At 58.6% G+C, this 16,190-nt stretch carries 13 protein-coding genes and 1 pseudogene; 3 read left to right on the forward strand and 11 right to left on the reverse strand.

Annotated features, from left to right (window positions below; translation table 11 throughout):
* Positions 1-6: 6 nt before the first annotated feature.
* Together PU634_RS07765 and PU634_RS07770 are read right to left on the reverse strand one after the other, a co-directional pair.
* Positions 7-1,350 carry an MATE family efflux transporter gene (locus PU634_RS07765; protein ID WP_306763480.1) on the reverse strand — a complete coding sequence of 448 codons (1,344 nt, stop codon included), beginning with the start codon at positions 1,348-1,350 and terminating at the stop codon, positions 7-9.
* 132 nt (positions 1,351-1,482) lie between these two features.
* Positions 1,483-1,728 carry a hypothetical protein gene (locus PU634_RS07770; RefSeq protein ID WP_306763481.1) on the reverse strand — a complete coding sequence of 82 codons (246 nt, stop codon included), beginning with the start codon at positions 1,726-1,728 and terminating at the stop codon, positions 1,483-1,485.
* Between the two features lie 477 nt (positions 1,729-2,205).
* Here PU634_RS07770 and PU634_RS17230 point away from each other — a divergent pair.
* Positions 2,206-2,343 (forward strand): annotated as a pseudogene (locus tag PU634_RS17230) (hypothetical protein); the annotation flags it as partial.
* Positions 2,344-2,442: 99 nt separating this feature from the next.
* Here the strand turns inward: PU634_RS17230 and PU634_RS07780 are convergent.
* A complete protein-coding gene (locus PU634_RS07780) occupies positions 2,443-3,600 on the reverse strand; it encodes an iron-containing alcohol dehydrogenase (RefSeq protein ID WP_306763483.1) in 1,158 nt (385 codons plus the stop codon).
* A gap of 156 nt (positions 3,601-3,756) precedes the next feature.
* On the opposite strand from PU634_RS07780, the gene PU634_RS07785 reads away from it, so the two are divergent.
* Entirely contained in the window at positions 3,757-4,638 is an 882-nt protein-coding gene (locus tag PU634_RS07785; RefSeq protein WP_306763484.1) for an AraC family transcriptional regulator, read from the forward strand.
* On the opposite strand, the gene PU634_RS07790 is transcribed toward PU634_RS07785, so the two are convergent.
* From PU634_RS07790 to PU634_RS07810, 5 genes are all read right to left on the reverse strand, one after another.
* Entirely contained in the window at positions 4,587-5,864 is a 1,278-nt protein-coding gene (locus PU634_RS07790) for an MFS transporter (protein WP_306763485.1), read from the reverse strand. The two genes, PU634_RS07785 and PU634_RS07790, sit on opposite strands and share 52 nt — an antisense overlap.
* Before the next feature lie 277 nt (positions 5,865-6,141).
* Complete coding sequence (locus PU634_RS07795; RefSeq protein ID WP_306763486.1) at positions 6,142-6,519, reverse strand: nuclear transport factor 2 family protein; 378 nt, start codon at positions 6,517-6,519, stop codon at positions 6,142-6,144.
* Positions 6,520-6,599: 80 nt separating this feature from the next.
* The gene (locus PU634_RS07800; protein WP_306763487.1) at positions 6,600-8,027 is read right to left on the reverse strand and encodes a TolC family protein; all 1,428 of its coding nucleotides are present in this window, start codon (positions 8,025-8,027) and stop codon (positions 6,600-6,602) included.
* Positions 8,020-11,202, reverse strand: a complete 3,183-nt coding sequence (locus PU634_RS07805; protein WP_306763488.1) for an efflux RND transporter permease subunit — start codon at positions 11,200-11,202, stop codon at positions 8,020-8,022. The genes PU634_RS07800 and PU634_RS07805 overlap by 8 nt, the downstream gene beginning before the upstream one ends.
* A gap of 16 nt (positions 11,203-11,218) precedes the next feature.
* A complete protein-coding gene (locus PU634_RS07810) occupies positions 11,219-12,376 on the reverse strand; it encodes an efflux RND transporter periplasmic adaptor subunit (protein ID WP_306763489.1) in 1,158 nt (385 codons plus the stop codon).
* 411 nt (positions 12,377-12,787) lie between these two features.
* Between PU634_RS07810 and PU634_RS07815 the strand changes: the two genes are divergently transcribed.
* Positions 12,788-13,444 (forward strand): NAD(P)H-dependent oxidoreductase, encoded by a 657-nt coding sequence (locus PU634_RS07815; protein ID WP_306763490.1) that lies wholly within the window; start codon positions 12,788-12,790, stop codon positions 13,442-13,444.
* Positions 13,445-13,494: 50 nt separating this feature from the next.
* Here the strand turns inward: PU634_RS07815 and PU634_RS07820 are convergent, their stop codons facing one another.
* From PU634_RS07820 to PU634_RS07830, 3 genes are all read right to left on the reverse strand, one after another.
* A complete protein-coding gene (locus PU634_RS07820; RefSeq protein WP_306763491.1) occupies positions 13,495-13,887 on the reverse strand; it encodes a GFA family protein in 393 nt (130 codons plus the stop codon).
* Positions 13,888-13,962: 75 nt separating this feature from the next.
* Positions 13,963-15,045, reverse strand: a complete 1,083-nt coding sequence (locus PU634_RS07825; protein WP_306763492.1) for an alkene reductase — start codon at positions 15,043-15,045, stop codon at positions 13,963-13,965.
* A gap of 205 nt (positions 15,046-15,250) precedes the next feature.
* Positions 15,251-16,168: a TIGR03571 family LLM class oxidoreductase gene (locus PU634_RS07830; protein ID WP_306763493.1), complete on the reverse strand. Its 918-nt coding sequence runs from the start codon at positions 16,166-16,168 to the stop codon at positions 15,251-15,253.
* Positions 16,169-16,190 lie beyond the last annotated feature (22 nt).

Here is a 16,190-nt window from a genome sequence, read left to right on the forward strand (position 1 = left end):
GGGGGCTTACAGGGTCGCTTGCTCCGACAACCCCATGGCGCGCAAAGCCGGGGCCATGGCATGTTTTTTGTACATGTACCAGCTCATCAGGCCGGCCAGCAGGTTGCCGAGGGTGGCTCCGAAAAACAGCCCGCGCAAACCGTACAGCTCGGATCCCAACCAGATCAGGGGCAGGTAGCAACCCAGCAGACGCAATGCCGAAATGACCAGCGCCAGCCTGGGCTTGCCCATGGCATTGCACACCGACACCATGATCATGCACAGCCCCAGGGCACCATAACTTATCGGCACCAGCCAGAGATATTCGGCCAGAAGGGCCGCCGTGGCCCCGTCACTGATCAGCACCCTGCTCAAGGGAGCAGACAGCGCAGCCAGCAGGGCTGCCAGAACAAGCTGCCACAGCACCACGAATTTCACTGCCTTGCCCACCAGCCGCCGAATCTGTTCAAGGTTATTGCTGCCACGCAGCCTGCCAATCATGGGCGGCATCGCCATGGTCAGTGCCAGTACCACAATGATGGACATCAGCTCAATACGGCTGCCCAGGCCCCAGGCCGCTACCGCACGCTCGCCATGCGCGGCCACAATGGCCGTGGCCAGCATGGCCGACAACGGCGGCACCAGCTGACTCAGGGTGGACGGCACCACAAAGGAGAGCAGGCGTTTCAGCCCGGTGTGAATGCGGGCAACACTGCCGGGCAACTGGATAAACCGCAGCCGCGCCATGCTGACAAAAAGAACCAGACACCCGGCACCATAGGCGCAAATGGTGGCCCAGGCCGCACCGGCCAGGCCCATGTCCAGCACAAAGATAAACAATGGATCCAGCACAATATTCAGCAGGCTGGTCAACACCATCACCATGCCTGGCAGCAGGGTTTTGCCATTCGCCCGAAAAATGCTGTAGCCAAAATACAACATCGCCCCCAGCCAGCAACTGCCCAGCCACGGCAGCCAGTATGCCCGCACCAACGGGTAAAGGGCCTCACTGGCCCCCAGCGTGGAGATAATCGTTTGCTGGCCTGCCCAGATCAGCAGGCAGAGCATAAACACCACGGCGCCGCCGGTGGCCAGCACCAGGCTGCCCAGTTGCCGGGCATGGCCCTGCTTGCCGGCTCCCAGGGCGGTGGAAATCATCGTTGTGGTGGCGATACCCAGGCCGACCTGTATGCCGATAATGAGCTGAAACACAGGAATGGTGAACCCCACCGCCGCCAGGGGCTGGGTGCCCAACTGGCCGATATAGGCACTGTCTATCAGCTGGCTGCTCATGGTGGCCAGCACACCAATCAGCATCGGCCAGGTCATGCGATATAACTGTCTGCCCAGTGACTCGCCGGATTTACTCATTCGCTACCTGTTCAACTCGCCCAAAAGGGCATACCGTATCAAATTCATCAATGGCTTGCTCCGGTGCCTAACACCCAACAAAAAATGCACCGTTCAGGGTGCATTTTCGTTATTCAGCACTGGTATTCACGCTTAGCCTCGGGCCTTGCGCAATTCTTCCATGCGCTTTTTGAGTCGATCGACACCGTCCCCCTCCCCTTGCAGGAACAGTCGAGCTGGTGCCTGGCCTGAAGATACCGTTGCGATTTGTACTTCCTTGGTCTGAACTCCACGCCGTTCGGCCAGGCGCTTTTCGAGGCGATCAATGCCATCGGCATGGGCAGCGCCCATGGAAAACAAAGAAAACAGGGCAATGGCGGGCAGGACTTGTTTATGCATAATTATTTCTCTACTCAATATTTGGTTAACAGGATTTGTTGCTACCCCGCTATGATATTTGAACAGAGGTGAGGCTGTGTACCCGCTACCACTTTGGAATTATTGTGACAAAAAGTTGAAACAAATTCAGCCTTGTTATAGCGATGTACTAGTATAAACCTGCCCCATTAAGGTTTATATCCCCGGCACTATCAGGGATAAAGGGCTTAGAAGCTCGAAAAAGGTAGCTCCAGGCCGTTAAACCTCTATAACAATTCGAATATCAATACGCAAAGTTTAAACTTTTTGTTTAAACCGCTTTTCCGAAGAGTAGATCACTGAAGGAAGGGAACTCAGTCCAGTTTGTGCAATCTGTCAGGCGCCAAACATACACTTCCAGCCGGACGACTTACTTTGAATTAACAATTTACCCGCAGCCCCCGCCGTATTGAGCTGACCGAGGCCGGCCAGATGCTCTATGACAATACCGCCGACGCCATGGTCGATGCCGCCGAAAAGGGGCTCGGGGTCGGTCGCATCGTCACGCCCATGGTGGCGGATCAACTGGCATCGGGGCGCCTGCGCCCGGTGCTGCAGCGCCATTGGTACCCCTACTCCGGCCTGTTCTTGTATTTTGTGCAGAACAGCCAAAAAGCCCGCAGGGTGCAGGCCTTGATTGATTTTCTGGTAAAAAAGGCAGGCCCCCAAAGGAGCCTGCCTGGCGCGGAGCATGGCTTACAGTGCGCCTTGCAGAATGTCCCGGCTGACATCGGGGGTCAGATCGCCGGTTTCAGACAGCGCCACCATGCCGTGGGCGGTCAGGGCCTTGATAACGTCGTCAATCTGCTCGGCGCGAACCCCGTAGTCGGACAGCCGGGTCTTGACGCCAAGCGATTCAAAGAATGACTGAGTCCGCTCAATGGCCTGTTCAATGCGTTGCTCCTCGCTGCCGTCGCGAATGTCCCACACCCGCTCGGCGTATTGCAGCAGCTTGGCGCGCTTCTGCTCCTTGCGTACCTGCCACAGCGACGGCAGCACAATGGCCAGGGTCTGGGCATGGTCGATGCCGAACAGGGCAGTCAGCTCGTGGCCGATCATGTGCGTGCTCCAGTCGTGGGGCACACCGGCACCAATAAAGCCGTTCAGGGCGCAGGTGGCACTCCACATCAGGTTGGCCCGGGCGTCGTAGTCGGTGGGGTTTGCCAGGGTTTGCGGGCCCACTTCGATCAGGGCACGCAGAATGCCTTCGGCGGTGCGATCCTGGACTTGGGCGCCAACCGGAAAGGTCACATACTGCTCCACCACATGCACAAAGGCATCCACAATGCCATTGGCCACCTGATGCGCGGGCAGGGTGAAGGTCAGGGTCGGATCGAGGAATGAGAAGCGCGGAAACAGCAGCGGGCTCATTACCGGAAACTTGCCGCCCTCGTGGCTTACCACGGCGCCCATGTTCATTTCCGAGCCGGTGGCCGGCAGGGTGGCGACGGTAGCCAGCGGCAGGGCCCCGCTGATCGGAATGGGGTTGAAGCCGCTCTTCAGCAGATCTGTTTCCTCACCGGCATAGGGGGCTGCGGCGGCCACAAACTTGGTGCCGTCCATCACGGAGCCACCGCCGACCGCCAGCAGAAAATCCACGCCGTCACGGCGCACCACTTCCACCGCCTTCATCAGGGTGTCGAAACGCGGGTTGGGCTCAATGCCGGCAAACTCGCTGACCCGGCGCTGACCCAGGCCCTGACGCACCTTTTCCAGCGTGCCGTTGCGCTGCACGCTGCCACCGCCGTAGAGCACCATGACGTGGGCGTCGGCAGGCACCAAATTATCCAGCTCCGCCAGCCGGTCCTGTCCAAAAACAATGTGGGTCGGGTTGTGATAATCAAACTGTTGCATCAGTAGGCCTCCGTTAAGTGAACGATGGCCATTGTAAGGATGCGAGCAGGGTTTTGAATGGGCATTACTGCCTTTATCATGCCTAAAACTATCAACCATGACTTTTTTTGATATAGTAGAGGACCCAACGTTACAACTCCTGCGAGCATACCGCCGATGAATGAACTGGCTCACTTACTGGATACTCTCTCCCCTCGGGAAGGCTTCAATACCACCGCCATGCAGGGCGTTGGCGTGTATCGGGCCAGCCGCTCGGTGCCCAGAGAGCCCATGTGCTACACCCAGGGCATTATTCTGGTGGCGCAAGGGGCCAAACGGGTTCATCTTGACGGCCGGGTCTATGACTACAACGCCAACAACTACCTGGTGATGACCCTGCCCATTCCTGCCGAGTGCGAAACCCTGGTCACCCCGGGCGAGCCCTTGCTGGCGCTGCTGCTCGACATTCGCATGGACATGCTGCAACCGCTGATCCGGTTGCTGGATGAACACAACCGGCTGCCGCCGCAGGCCGACGGTGCGGCACAGCCGGGGCTCTACGTCAGCCGGGTCACTGAGCAGCTTTCCGCCGCGGCCATTCGGCTCTGCCAGTGCCTCGACTCCCCCCTGACCGCAGCCGCCCTGGGGGAAGGGACACTGCGCGAAATTCTGTATCTGATCCTGACCGGTGAGCACGCCGCTCCCCTGTTCGACCTGGCCCGTTACAACACCCAGCTGGCGAGAATGGAGCGAGTACTGAAGCATATGCACGAGCATTATCAGGAGAGCCTGGAGGTAGAGCGGCTGGCGGCGCTGGCCGGCATGAGCACGTCATCGTTTCACCGCCACTTTCGCCAGGCCACCGGCTCCCCGCCCCTGCAGTATCTGAAGAAACTGCGGCTGACCCGGGCCCGGGAGCTGCTGCAGGACAAGGACGTCAAGGTCAAGCAGGCCGCCGCCGAAGTGGGCTATGAAAGCCCCACCCAGTTCAGCCGCGAGTTCAAGCGCTACTTTGGCGTACCCCCGCAAAGCAGTGCCGGCGTATCACCGCCGGTATGAGTATCTGACGGCGCCAGCGTCAACTGTTCAGCACAAACATCCGGCGCCGCTGGCACAGGTGCCTGATTGCGTGACAGCAATTTGGCACTGGCAGCCCAGATAACAAACCCGCCGGCAAACAATATCGCGGCCACATAGCCCGACTCATGTATTTCTCCGCCGGCGGCAATGTAAAGACCGCCTACCCAGGGGCCGATGGCATTGGCGGTATTAAATGAACACTGCACTATTGCCCCTATCATGGCCTGCCCGTTTGGCGCGGCTTCCATCAGCAGAGATTGAACAATGGCCGCCAGTCCAATAGTGCAACCAATAAAGAACACCACCACACACAATAGCACCATGCTGCTGCTGACAAACACATACAGCAGGGAGAAGAGCGCCGCCAAGGCCAGAACCACCCCTGTGGTCATCACCGGCTGGCGGTTGCCTATTTTGCCCAGCACGACATTGCCCACCGTGCTGCCAATACCAAACACCACCATGGCGATGGACACGGCATAGGCGGGTGCCTGGGTGTGTTTTAAAATGGTATCGGCGACATAGGTGTACATACAAAAGATGCCACCGAAGCCGACGATGATCATCGCGATGATCGACCACACCGATTTACTTTTAAAAACACCCAACTCATTCGCCAGCGTCACTCGGGTTTTATTGGGTTCATTGGGCAGCCTGAACATCAACAACAAGGCGATCAGCGAAATAAATGAAACCAGCGCCAGGCAGTAACGCCAGCTTAAGTTCTGGCCGATAAGAGTGACCAGGGGAACACCGATAATGGTGGCAATGGTCAGCCCCATAAATACTTTGGATATATAGGAAACCCTTTCATTCCTGGGGGCAATTTCTGCCGCCATAATGGCCGCCGTGCCAAAGTAACAACCATGGGGCAGCCCGCTCAGAAACCGGGAAAGTACCAGTTGTTCAAGTGTTTGTGCCAATGCGCCCAGACCATTGAACACCAGCATCATGGCAACAAATAACATCAATGCCTGGCGCTTTCTGATATTGGCCGTCAACAACATAAACACCGGCGCGCCTACCACCACCCCAAGGGCATAAGCACTGATCGCATAGCTGCTTTGTGCCGGTGTTGAACCGAATGCGTCGGTAAACAGGGGAAGCATTGGCATCATGGCAAATTCGGTCAGGCCCAATATGAAGCCGCCCAGCGCCAGCACAAACAGAATTGATTTTTTTGAATGTAACGAACTTTGATTCATCAAACGTATCTCTGCAACGACATTAGGTTATTACACCTCAAAAATTTAAACATACCCGCAACAATACCAAAACACCCTTTCGGGAGTCCCGTAATCTAGCCCCTGTCAGCGTCATTGCCGCGCAAGATACCAGCCTGTAAAGCACAGAGACAACAGGTACCGAGTGATGATAGCGCATTAGCGCACAAGAAGGTTTCGATTAAATGAAAGGCTGCCATTTTAGGCAGCCGTGCAGCATTTTAAATGGGCATTACTGCCTTTCTCATGCCTATATCTATCAGTCGATATGAACCGCCGTTTTATTGGTGATCAGCCACCGTCCATTCACCTCCAGCATGTTGTGAAAATCAACAAATGAGGCCGCCGGATCGGTCAGATTGTTAAAATTCATGATAACATTCGCCGCACTGCCTACCTGATTAATCGACACGATTTGGGCATCAATGTCCCACCCGGTGCGGGACCAGCTCTCAAAACAGTCTGTCAGCAAATATTTATGCCGCTTGCCACTGGCATCGATGAAGAAGATCCAGGCGTCTTTATCAAACGCCGCTTTGAACTTGTTGACATCCCCTTTCCAGCCTTCCACATACAAGTTGATAACATCGATGATTTTTTGATAATCCGGCACGGCAGAAAGACCTTTTTCTGTCATAAATACCCCCTATATTGAGTGCTGACCATAACGAAAAAAAGCCCGCCATCAAGGCGGGCAAAGCACTGTCCATTCCGGACTTACAACACACTGCTCCAGCGCCCCGGAAAGGCACGCTGTAATTCGCTGAAGGCTTCCAGCAACCGGCTGTTGGCGTCGATAACGCCGGCCTCGGAGGTCAGCAGATCCCGCTGGGCATCCAGGAAGTCCAGATAGGGGATCATGCCTTCTTCATATCTCGATTCGGCCTGCTCATAGGCGCTGCGGGCATACTCCTGCCGGCGCATCAGCGCCAGCACCTGCTGCTCCCGGGCCTGCCAGTCCTGAACCGCGCGGTCGGCCCGGTTAAGCACACGCAGCCAGGTCTGCTCGAACTCGGCCAGCACGGCCCGCTCTTCCAGCTTTTGGGCATCCAGACCGTCTCTCAGGGCCGACAGGTTCAGCAGAGACCAGCTCAGCTGCGGACGAATGCCCAGGTTTTCATCGGCGCCCCCCAACCCCAGGCTGGTACTGCTCATCCAGCCCAGCACACCACTCACACTGATGCTCGGAAAGAGCGCCGCCCTGGCCTCGTCAGACAGGGCCATCGCCTCGGCCACCCGGGCTTCGGCCAGCCGTATCTCCGGTGACTGGCGCAATGCCTGCTCGGGCTCGTGGATCTGCAACTGCAGTGATGCCAGTGCCGGCAGGCCGGCGGCCGACACCTGCTCCCGCACGTCGGGCAGGGTTACCCCCGTCAGAATGGCCAGGGCGTCCTGATACTGGGTTCGAAGCACTTCCAGTTCCGGACGGCGAGCACGATATTCATACCGCAGAGCCTGGGCCCGGCTCAGCTCCAGGGGCGTCGACAGCCCTTCTTCCACCCGCAGTGTCAGCACATCCACGCCTTCATCCAGCAACGTCAGCTGCTTGTCGAGCAGGGCCAGTTGCTCTTCCGCGCCCATCAGCCGGGTATAGGTAGCCACGACGCCGCTGACCACATCGGCCATGGTCTGAGCCTCAAAGGCCTGACGATGGTCAAGGTTTGCCTGGGCCTGTCTCACCCGGGCGCGAATGCGGCCAAACAGATCCAGCTGCCAGTCGGCGGCCAGTCCCAGTGTGGCACTTTCCTGACGGACCACATTCAGGCTCTGAGGGTCCTGCTGGCGGGTCAGGGATATGTTGCCGGCAACGCCTCCCTGAGGCCGCAGTTGATCCCGGCTCACCCGCAGGCGTTCCATGCCGGCCTCGAGGCGCAAGGCCGCCGCCTCCAGGTCGTGATTGTTGGCCAGGGCCTGCTCCACTAGGCGGTTCAGCTGCGCATCGCCATAGGCATGCCACCACTTGGCGGCCGCCTCGGTTTGCTCACCGTCCAGGCTCACCTGCCCGGTAATCTGTTGCATCACCTGCTGGTCCGGCGCCGGTAGTGCTTCATGCTCTGTGGTCACGGCACAGCCCGCCAGCAGCAATGCGATGGAGGTCAGGGTCGGGAGCCGGTACAGGGCCACAGTATGGGTACGCTTACGCATGCTCTACCTCCTGACGAGGGGTTTCAGTGTTCTCATCGACCGCGGGCTTGCGCTCCAGGGCGGTCATGGCCATGTAAAATACCGGCGTAAACAGCAGGCCAAAGACGGTCACCCCAATCATGCCCGAGAACACCGCCACCCCCATGGCCTGGCGCATCTCGGCACCGGCACCACTGGCCAGCACCAGGGGGACCACACCGGCGGTAAAGGCGATGGAGGTCATCAGTATCGGCCGCAGACGCAGGCGGCAGGCTTCCAGAATGGCTTCCAGCCGGGAGTTGCCCTCGTTACGGCTGTCCCGGGCGAATTCCACCATCAGAATGGCGTTCTTGCAGGCCAGCGCCACCAGCACGATCAGCGCGATACGGGTGAAGATGTCGTTATCTCCGTCCACCAGCCAGATACCTGCCAGTGCCGACAAGATGGTCATGGGCACGATCAGGATGATCGACAGCGGCAGGGTCAAACTCTCGTACTGGGCCGCCAGCACCATGAACACCAGCAATACCACCAGCGGGAAGATATACACCATGGTGTTGCCCGCCAGGATCTGCTGATAGGTCACCTCGGTCCACTCAAACGCCATACCGGTGTCGAGCTGCTCGTTCAGAATGCGCTCAATCGCCTGCTGCGCCTGATCCGAGCTGTAGCCGGGAGCCGGGTTACCGTTCAGCTCGGCGGTCGGATAGCCGTTGTAGTGCATTACCCGATCCGGTCCTATGGTGGACTCCACGGTCAGCACCGAGCCCAGGGGCACCATGTTGCCGGCCGCATTGCGCACCTTGAGCCGCAGGATCTGCTCGGGATCCACACGATGCTCGGCATCGGCCTGGGCATTCACCTGATAGGTTTTGCCAAACAGGTTGAAGTCGTTTACATAGAGCGAGCCCAGATAGATTTGCAGGGTGTCGAACACCTGCTCCAGGGGAATGCCCTGCAGCATGGCCTGCTCACGGTCGATCTCGATGTCCATTTGCGGCACCTGAATACGGAAGCTGGAATACAGTCCGGTCAGTGCGGGATCCTGACGGGCCGCGTCCAGTACCTTTTGCAGGTTGTCGAACAGCGCCTCAAAGCCCAGGCTGGCCCGGTCTTCAATCTGCAGCTTGAATCCACCCGTGGTGCCCAGACCCAGAATGGGCGGCGGCGGAAACACGGCCACAAAGGCCTCGTCAATACCGGCAAACTGGCCATTGAGCTGGCCGGCAATGGCATTGGCAGACAGGCTCGGAGCCTTGCGCTCGTCAAAGTCCTTCAGGGTAACGAACACGATGCCGCTGTTGGAGCTGTTGGTAAAACCGTTCACCGACAGTCCGGGGAAAGACACGGTTTGCATCACACCCGGGGTTTTCAGGGCAATTTGCTCCATCTCCCGCACCACCGACTCGGTTCTGTCCAGGCTGGCGGCGTCGGGCAGCTGCGCCACCGCCACCAGGTACTGTTTGTCCTGCAGGGGAATAAAGCCACCCGGTACCGCATTGAACAGGGTCACGGTCCCCCCCAGCAGGCCAACGTAAACCACGCCCACCACCACACTCAGGCGGATCAGTTTTTTCACCCCTTTCTCGTACATTCGACCACCGCGCTCGAACAGGCGGTTAAAGGGAGCAAACAACCAGCGTCCAAAGAGGGCATTCATGCCGCGGGTCAGCCAGTCGGGCCTGGCATCGTGGCTGCGCAGCAAGAGTGCAGACAGCGCCGGCGACAGCGTCAGCGAGTTAAAGGCCGAAATCAGGGTAGAGATGGTAATGGTCAGCGCAAACTGCTTGTAAAACTGACCACTCAGACCCTGAATAAACGCCGTGGGAATAAACACCGCACACAACACCAGTGCGATGGCGATGATGGGACCGGTTACCTCGGTCATGGCCTGACGAGTAGCTTCCACCGGCGACAGCCCGTTACCGATATTACGCTCCACGTTTTCCACCACCACGATGGCGTCGTCCACCACAATACCGATGGCCAGCACCAGACCAAACAGCGACAGGGTATTGATGGATACCCCCAGCCACTGCATGACCGCAAAGGTACCAATCAGCGACACCGGCACGGCAATCAGCGGAATAATGGAAGCGCGCCAGGTCTGCAGGAACAGGATGACGACCACTACCACCAGTACAATGGCTTCCAGCAGGGTATCGATAACCGCATCGATGGAGCCACGCACAAACACGGTCGGGTCATAGGCGATGCGGTATTCCACGCCAGCAGGGAACTGCTCAGACAGCTCGTCCATGGTGGCCCGCACCTGATCCGACAGCTCAATGGCATTGGCGCCGGGGCGCTGGAAGATCGGGATGGCGACGGCGTTCTGCCCATTCAGCAGGGAGCGCAGGGAGTAGTTATCCAGGCCCAGCTCAATGCGCGCCACATCCTTCAGGCGAGTGATGGCGCCGCTGGGGTCCACCTGCACCACAATATTCTCAAATTCTTCGGTGCTTTCCAGACGACCTTTTACATTCAGCAAAATCTGGAATTCACTGTCGGTGCTGACCGGCTGGGCACCCAGGCTACCGGCGACAACCTGCTGGTTCTGCTCCCGCACGGCCTGCACCACATCCCCCGGCACCAGATTTCGTGCAGCCAGTGCCTCGGGATCCAGCCACAGACGCATGGCGTACTTGCCACCACCAAACATCTGCACATCACCCACACCGGGCAGACGCGCCAGCTGATCCTTGATGTAGATATCGGCGTAGTTGGACAGGTAGCTGATTTCCCGATCACCTTCGGGAGAGATCAGATGCACCACCATGGTCAGGTTGGGCGAGGATTTTTCCGCCACTACCCCCAGGCGCTGCACTTCCTGCGGCAAACGCGGCAGGGCACTGGTCACCCGGTTTTGCACCTGTACCTGAGCCCGGTCCAGATCCGTACCCAGGGCAAAGGTCAGGGTCAGGGTCATACGGCCGTCTGTGGTGGCCTGGGAGAACATGTACAGCATGTTTTCAATGCCGTTCATCTCCTGCTCCAGCGGCGCCGCCACGGTTTCGGCGATCACCTTGGGGTTGGCGCCCGGGTAGTTTGCCGTTACCACTACGGTGGGCGGCACCACTTCGGGATATTCACTGACCGGCAGCTGGAACAGCGAGATGCTGCCCCCCACCAGGATCAACAGCGACAGCATGGCCGCAAATATCGGCCGGCTGATAAAGAAATGACTGAATTTCATGACGTCTCTAATCCGGTTATGCAGACGGTTCGGCGGCGGACTGGGGCTTGGCCAGGGTCAGGTGCTGGACATCAATCTCGACATTTCGCGGGGTCACCGGCATGCCCGGGCCAACCCGGGCCGGTCCGTTGGCGGCAATGCGCTCTCCCGGCTCCAGGCCGGCTTCCACCACCCGCAGCGTGCCTTCGCGACGACCGAGTTCAACCTGGCGGTACTCGAGCACGTTCTCGGCGTTCACCACCAGCACAAAGCGGTTTTTCAGATCGGTGCCCACGGCGCGATCCGGCACCATCACGGTGGGACGGCTGCCGGCGGCCTTGAGGTGAATACGCGCAAAGGCGCCCGGACGCAGCTGGGCGTCTTTGGCGGTAAAGACCGCGCGCACGCGCAAAGTGCCGGTCTGTTCATTGATCTGGTTGTCAATGAAGTCCAGTACGCCGGCATGCTGCTCGCCGTTGCTGCCGGCCAGTGCCAGCATAACGGGCGTCTGGCCGTCGGCGGTAACCCCGGAAAATGACCCATTCCAGGTACGCTCATCCACGTCGAAATAGGCGTAGAGGCGGTCGGTGGCCAACAGCGAGGTCAGCACGCTCTGGCCCGCCTGCACATTGTTGCCCTCGGTGATAAAGGCATTGGACACCTGACCGTCAATGGGCGCCCGCACCTCGGTAAACTCGAGGTTCAGGCGCGCCGCCTGCAGGGCAGCCTGCACCGAGGCCAGCTCGGCCCGCCGCTGGCTGGCCAGCGACAGGCGGGATTCGGCCTGCTCTGCCGACATGGCATTACGGCCCTGCAGGCGCCTGGCACGCTGGGCCTCGGAGTTGGCCTGATGCAGCGCCGCCCGGGCTCGCTCCAGCTCGGCTTCAAGGCGGGCCACCTCGGCCGCAAAGGGGCGCGGGTCGATACGGAACAGCAACTCCCCCTGCTTTACATGGCTGCCTTCACGAAATTCCACCGACTCGATAACGCCGGAGACCCGGGGTCGCAGTTCAACCTGCCGGGGCGACTCCAGGCGAGTGGTAAAGGTGTATTCGGGGCTGTATTGGGCGTACAACACGGCGGCAACGTCCACCGGCTGGGCGGCAGGGGTTGCCTTTGCGGTCGACTCCGCTTCGGCGAAGCATCCCGCCAGTACAGCGGTAAACAACAGACAGGACAGTAAACGAAATTGCATGAGCCTAACTCCGGGGTTGGCGATCCAGAAAATGACGGAGCGCAAGTATCCGGAAGTTGGCTTCAACTCTGTAGCGGGTTGTTGGTTAAATTGGCTTAAACAAAAAGTTGAAGCATGTCCGTGCGGGACATGGTCATGGCTTTGAATGGAAAGGTAACAATGAGCGCGGCCTGGTCAGGAGAGTCTTAAAGGGAGACTATCTCGCCGATTGATAAATAATCATACCGTTTTCCCTCTCAAGTATTATCAAAAAATTTTATAAAGTTATTCAACAGCGCCCGACTTTTTATTCTTCGCAATTCAAATAGAATGCCCCCACTCCGCAGCAAACACTGCCATGTCGCCACTAGGCATCGCCCAAGCCGACCTTCACATACCATATTTTCTGAACACCATTACTCGGGGAGAACCATGTCTCATCAAATCATCAAAGATCTTACCCGTCGCTACACCGTCAAGAAATACGACAGCAGCAAGCGTATTCCGGCCGAGGATCTGAACATTGTGCTGGAAGCCCTGCGTCTGTCTGCTTCCTCCATCAACTCCCAGCCCTGGAAATTTATCGTGATTGAGAGCGATGAAGCGAAGCAGCGCTTTCACGATACCTTTGCCAACAAGCATCAGTTCAACCAGCCCCATGCCAAAGAGGCGTCACACACCATACTGTTTGCCTATGATCCTTATTTCACCAAGGACAAATACCGCAAACGGGTGGATGTCGAGGTCTCTTCCGGCCACCTGCCACCGGAGCTGTACGACAAAATGCTGGGGGCCTACGCCTTTGCCGAGGCCAACACCGATGAAAACGGCTTCAACGGCCACTGGACCAAGGCACAGATTTACCTGGCGCTGGGTAATGCCCTGCATACCCTGGCGCGACTGGGTATTGATTCCACCACCATGGAAGGAGTTGATCCTGAGTTGATAGGAGAAAAATTCAAAGAAGAATTGGGTGGTTACGTGTGTGAAGTGGCATTGGCCATGGGCTATTACAAGCAGGGCGAAGACTTCAACCACGGCCGGCCCAAGGCCCGCCTGCCCGCCGAAGACGTGATTGTGATGCTCTAATCCGGGTTATCAATACTTCCCCCGCTCATCGGGGGAAGTTCACGTTTATCTCATCGTTTCGGCAGCCCGTCATTGATATCAATAACCCTGCGGTCATAGAAAAAATGGGCCGTTAACTCAAAGCCATCGGGCAAAGGGCCCGGGTTACAGCGCTGGAACAACAGCTGAGACACCAGCTTCCACCCCATTGCATTGGTGTTATACAACACATCGCCACAGTGCTTGCAAAAGATGCGCGTCATGCGCTTGCGGGGATGCTGAAATTCAATAACATCCGCCTTGCCGCGTGTAATGGCGACATTGTCCGCTTCCCAGGCCAGCACCGAGTGGTACGGCACCTGCAGCAGCTCGCGGCAATCCTCACAATGACAGTAGCCATGTACCTTCGGCTGCCCCGTCATGGTGACTTCTACCGCCTCACAGTCACAGTGGACGGTATGCATGTGGTTCATCATTTTCCCCTCTGCTCACGGGTTATCGCTGGTTGCTCACACCAGGGCCTTCAGCGCTCGGCCTTATCAGGCTTCCGCCAGCGCTTCCAGGGTGGGGTAATCGTTATAGCCCTCGGCCCCCTGGCTGTAAAAGGTGGCCGGGTCGGGCTCATTGAGCTCGGCACCGGTCTGCAGGCGCGCCACCAGATCCGGGTTGGCGATAAAGGGCACGCCAAAGGCGATACCCTGTGCCTGACCGGATTGAACGGCGGCGTTGGCTTCCTCGCCGTCGTAACCCATGTTCAGGATCAGGTTGCCCCGATAGTGCTCACGGGCGGGCGTCACCACATCGCCTTGCTGCTCGCCAAGCACGTCGCCGCGCATCAGGTGCAGATAGGCCAGGTTGTAATCATTCAGACGCTGCGCCATCCAGGTGATCAAGCCGACCGGATCGCTGTCTTTCATGCTGTTGAAGCTGTTCAGCGGCGACAGACGCACACCCACCCGATCACTGCCCCAGACGCCCACGACGGCATCCAGCACTTCCAGCAGCAGTCGGGCACGATTTTCTATCGGACCACCATAAGGGCCGGTGCGCTGATTGCCGCCGTCACGCAGGAACTGATCCAGCAGATAACCATTGGCACCGTGCACTTCCACGCCATCAAAACCGGCGCGTTTGGCATTTTCAGCGGCGATTTTAAACCCTTCAACAATGGCCGGAATCTCGTCATCGCGCAGTTCACGGGGCACGGTGTAGGCCTTTTTCCCTTCCGGGGTATGCACTTCATCATTGGTGATGGCTACCGCACTGGGGGCCACCGGCACCCGGCCTTCATTGAGCAGCGGGTGACAGGCACGACCACCGTGCCAGAGCTGCAGAAAAATCTTGCCGCCGCGGGCATGCACGGCGTCGGTAACCTTTTTCCAGCCGGCCACCTGGGCGTCAGAATAGATGCCCGGCTCACGCCAGAACGCCGAATTGCCTTCCATCACCATGGTCGCTTCGGCAATCAGCAGGCCGGCGGACGCACGCTGGGCATAATGCTCCACGATCAGGTCGGTAGGAACATGGTCGGCATCGGCGCGAATACGTGTCAGCGGGGCCATCAGCACCCGGTTGTTCAGTTCAACGGCACCAAGCCGAACCGGCGTAAAGAGATCTGTCATTGTAATCCTCGCTATCGTTACAGGCAGGTTCCGCCTGCCAAAGGCACGGCCATATTGCGCCAGAACCTGCCTCGACGGGGTAGTCATGTCGGCCTTGGAACTGTTATAAGCAAAAGTTGAAACCAACACCCTAGACTTCATATCCTTCCAGAGGAAAGGTTCCCATTCCTAGAGAAGGCATCATGTTCATTACGGGTAACTCCTGTTATTGCGGGTGAAACAAGGGCAAAACACGCTCGCCGATGTCGTGAAAAGTGTCATCCAGTGGTCGTTGATTGCGGCGCACATGCAGGCCGATGTGATCCACCCCGGCGGATTTCATGGCTTCCAGTTCCTTGATCAGGCCGTTGATGCCGGTGCTGATGCCGAAATGGTGTCGCCGTATGGGGGCGTCCACATCGCCGACCAGATCCAGGTGAATAAAGCTGATGTAGGGCTTGTCTCCGGCAACGCGGCGCCAGAGCTCAACCCGCTTGATGTGATCCTGCGGTGTGCCCGGATAGGCCAGCCAGCCCTGCATATGCTCCCCCACCCAGGCAGGGCTTTGCTGCGCCAGCCCGGCCACCAGCAAGGGCGGCTGGGGCGCCTTGGGCAGCACTTCCATGCCACTTGCCAGAACGCCGTCCTGGTCGCCACGAAGCACGCTCACGGCGTCGCGAAAACGCTCACCCCGGCCGGGAAATTCCACCCCGAAAATCGGGTATTCACTGGGGCGGTCACCGCTGGCAACCCCCAGCAACAGGCGATCGCCGCTCAGTGCCTGGACCGTGGCGGCGGCCTTGCGTACCAGCCAGGGCTGGCGCAGCGGCAGCACCACGGCGGCGGTGCCCAGCAGGATCTGCTGCGTGTGTGAGGCCAGGTACCCCAGGTAGGTAAAGGTTTCAAACACCTGGGCAGCATCACCGAATTTCGGGTCGTACAGGGGCACATCGCGCACCCAGGCCGCTCTGAATCCCAGTTGATCGGCCAGCCGGATCAGTTCGGCGTGTCGTTGCATGTCCGGCACACCAAAAGGGCGGCCATCCTGCCGACGGCGCGTGTCGCCCTCGGCAGACCAGTCATTGTCGAGGGGCAGTTCCAGTCCGATGGAAAAACCGCCCTGGGTCAGTTTTTCAATGCTCATTACAAACACTCCCGGGCGAAGC

Source organism: Oceanimonas pelagia (genome assembly GCF_030849025.1).
Classification (GTDB): Bacteria; Pseudomonadota; Gammaproteobacteria; order Enterobacterales; family Aeromonadaceae; genus Oceanimonas; species Oceanimonas pelagia.

Excerpts from the sequence above, each read along its gene's own strand:
- PU634_RS07795 (WP_306763486.1), bottom strand. The coding sequence starts at position 6,519 with ATGACAGAAAAAGGTCTTTCTGCCGTGCCGGATTATCAAAAAATCATC.
- PU634_RS07815 (WP_306763490.1), top strand. The coding sequence starts at position 12,788 with ATGTCTCATCAAATCATCAAAGATCTTACCCGTCGCTACACCGTCAAG.
- PU634_RS07765 (WP_306763480.1), bottom strand. The coding sequence starts at position 1,350 with ATGAGTAAATCCGGCGAGTCACTGGGCAGACAGTTATATCGCATGACC.
- PU634_RS07800 (WP_306763487.1), bottom strand. The coding sequence starts at position 8,027 with ATGCGTAAGCGTACCCATACTGTGGCCCTGTACCGGCTCCCGACCCTG.
- PU634_RS07820 (WP_306763491.1), bottom strand. The coding sequence starts at position 13,887 with ATGCATACCGTCCACTGTGACTGTGAGGCGGTAGAAGTCACCATGACG.
- PU634_RS07825 (WP_306763492.1), bottom strand. The coding sequence starts at position 15,045 with ATGACAGATCTCTTTACGCCGGTTCGGCTTGGTGCCGTTGAACTGAAC.
- PU634_RS07805 (WP_306763488.1), bottom strand. The coding sequence starts at position 11,202 with ATGAAATTCAGTCATTTCTTTATCAGCCGGCCGATATTTGCGGCCATG.
- PU634_RS07785 (WP_306763484.1), top strand. The coding sequence starts at position 3,757 with ATGAATGAACTGGCTCACTTACTGGATACTCTCTCCCCTCGGGAAGGC.
- PU634_RS07810 (WP_306763489.1), bottom strand. The coding sequence starts at position 12,376 with ATGCAATTTCGTTTACTGTCCTGTCTGTTGTTTACCGCTGTACTGGCG.
- PU634_RS07790 (WP_306763485.1), bottom strand. The coding sequence starts at position 5,864 with ATGAATCAAAGTTCGTTACATTCAAAAAAATCAATTCTGTTTGTGCTG.
- PU634_RS07770 (WP_306763481.1), bottom strand. The coding sequence starts at position 1,728 with ATGCATAAACAAGTCCTGCCCGCCATTGCCCTGTTTTCTTTGTTTTCC.
- PU634_RS07780 (WP_306763483.1), bottom strand. The coding sequence starts at position 3,600 with ATGCAACAGTTTGATTATCACAACCCGACCCACATTGTTTTTGGACAG.
- PU634_RS07830 (WP_306763493.1), bottom strand. The coding sequence starts at position 16,168 with ATGAGCATTGAAAAACTGACCCAGGGCGGTTTTTCCATCGGACTGGAA.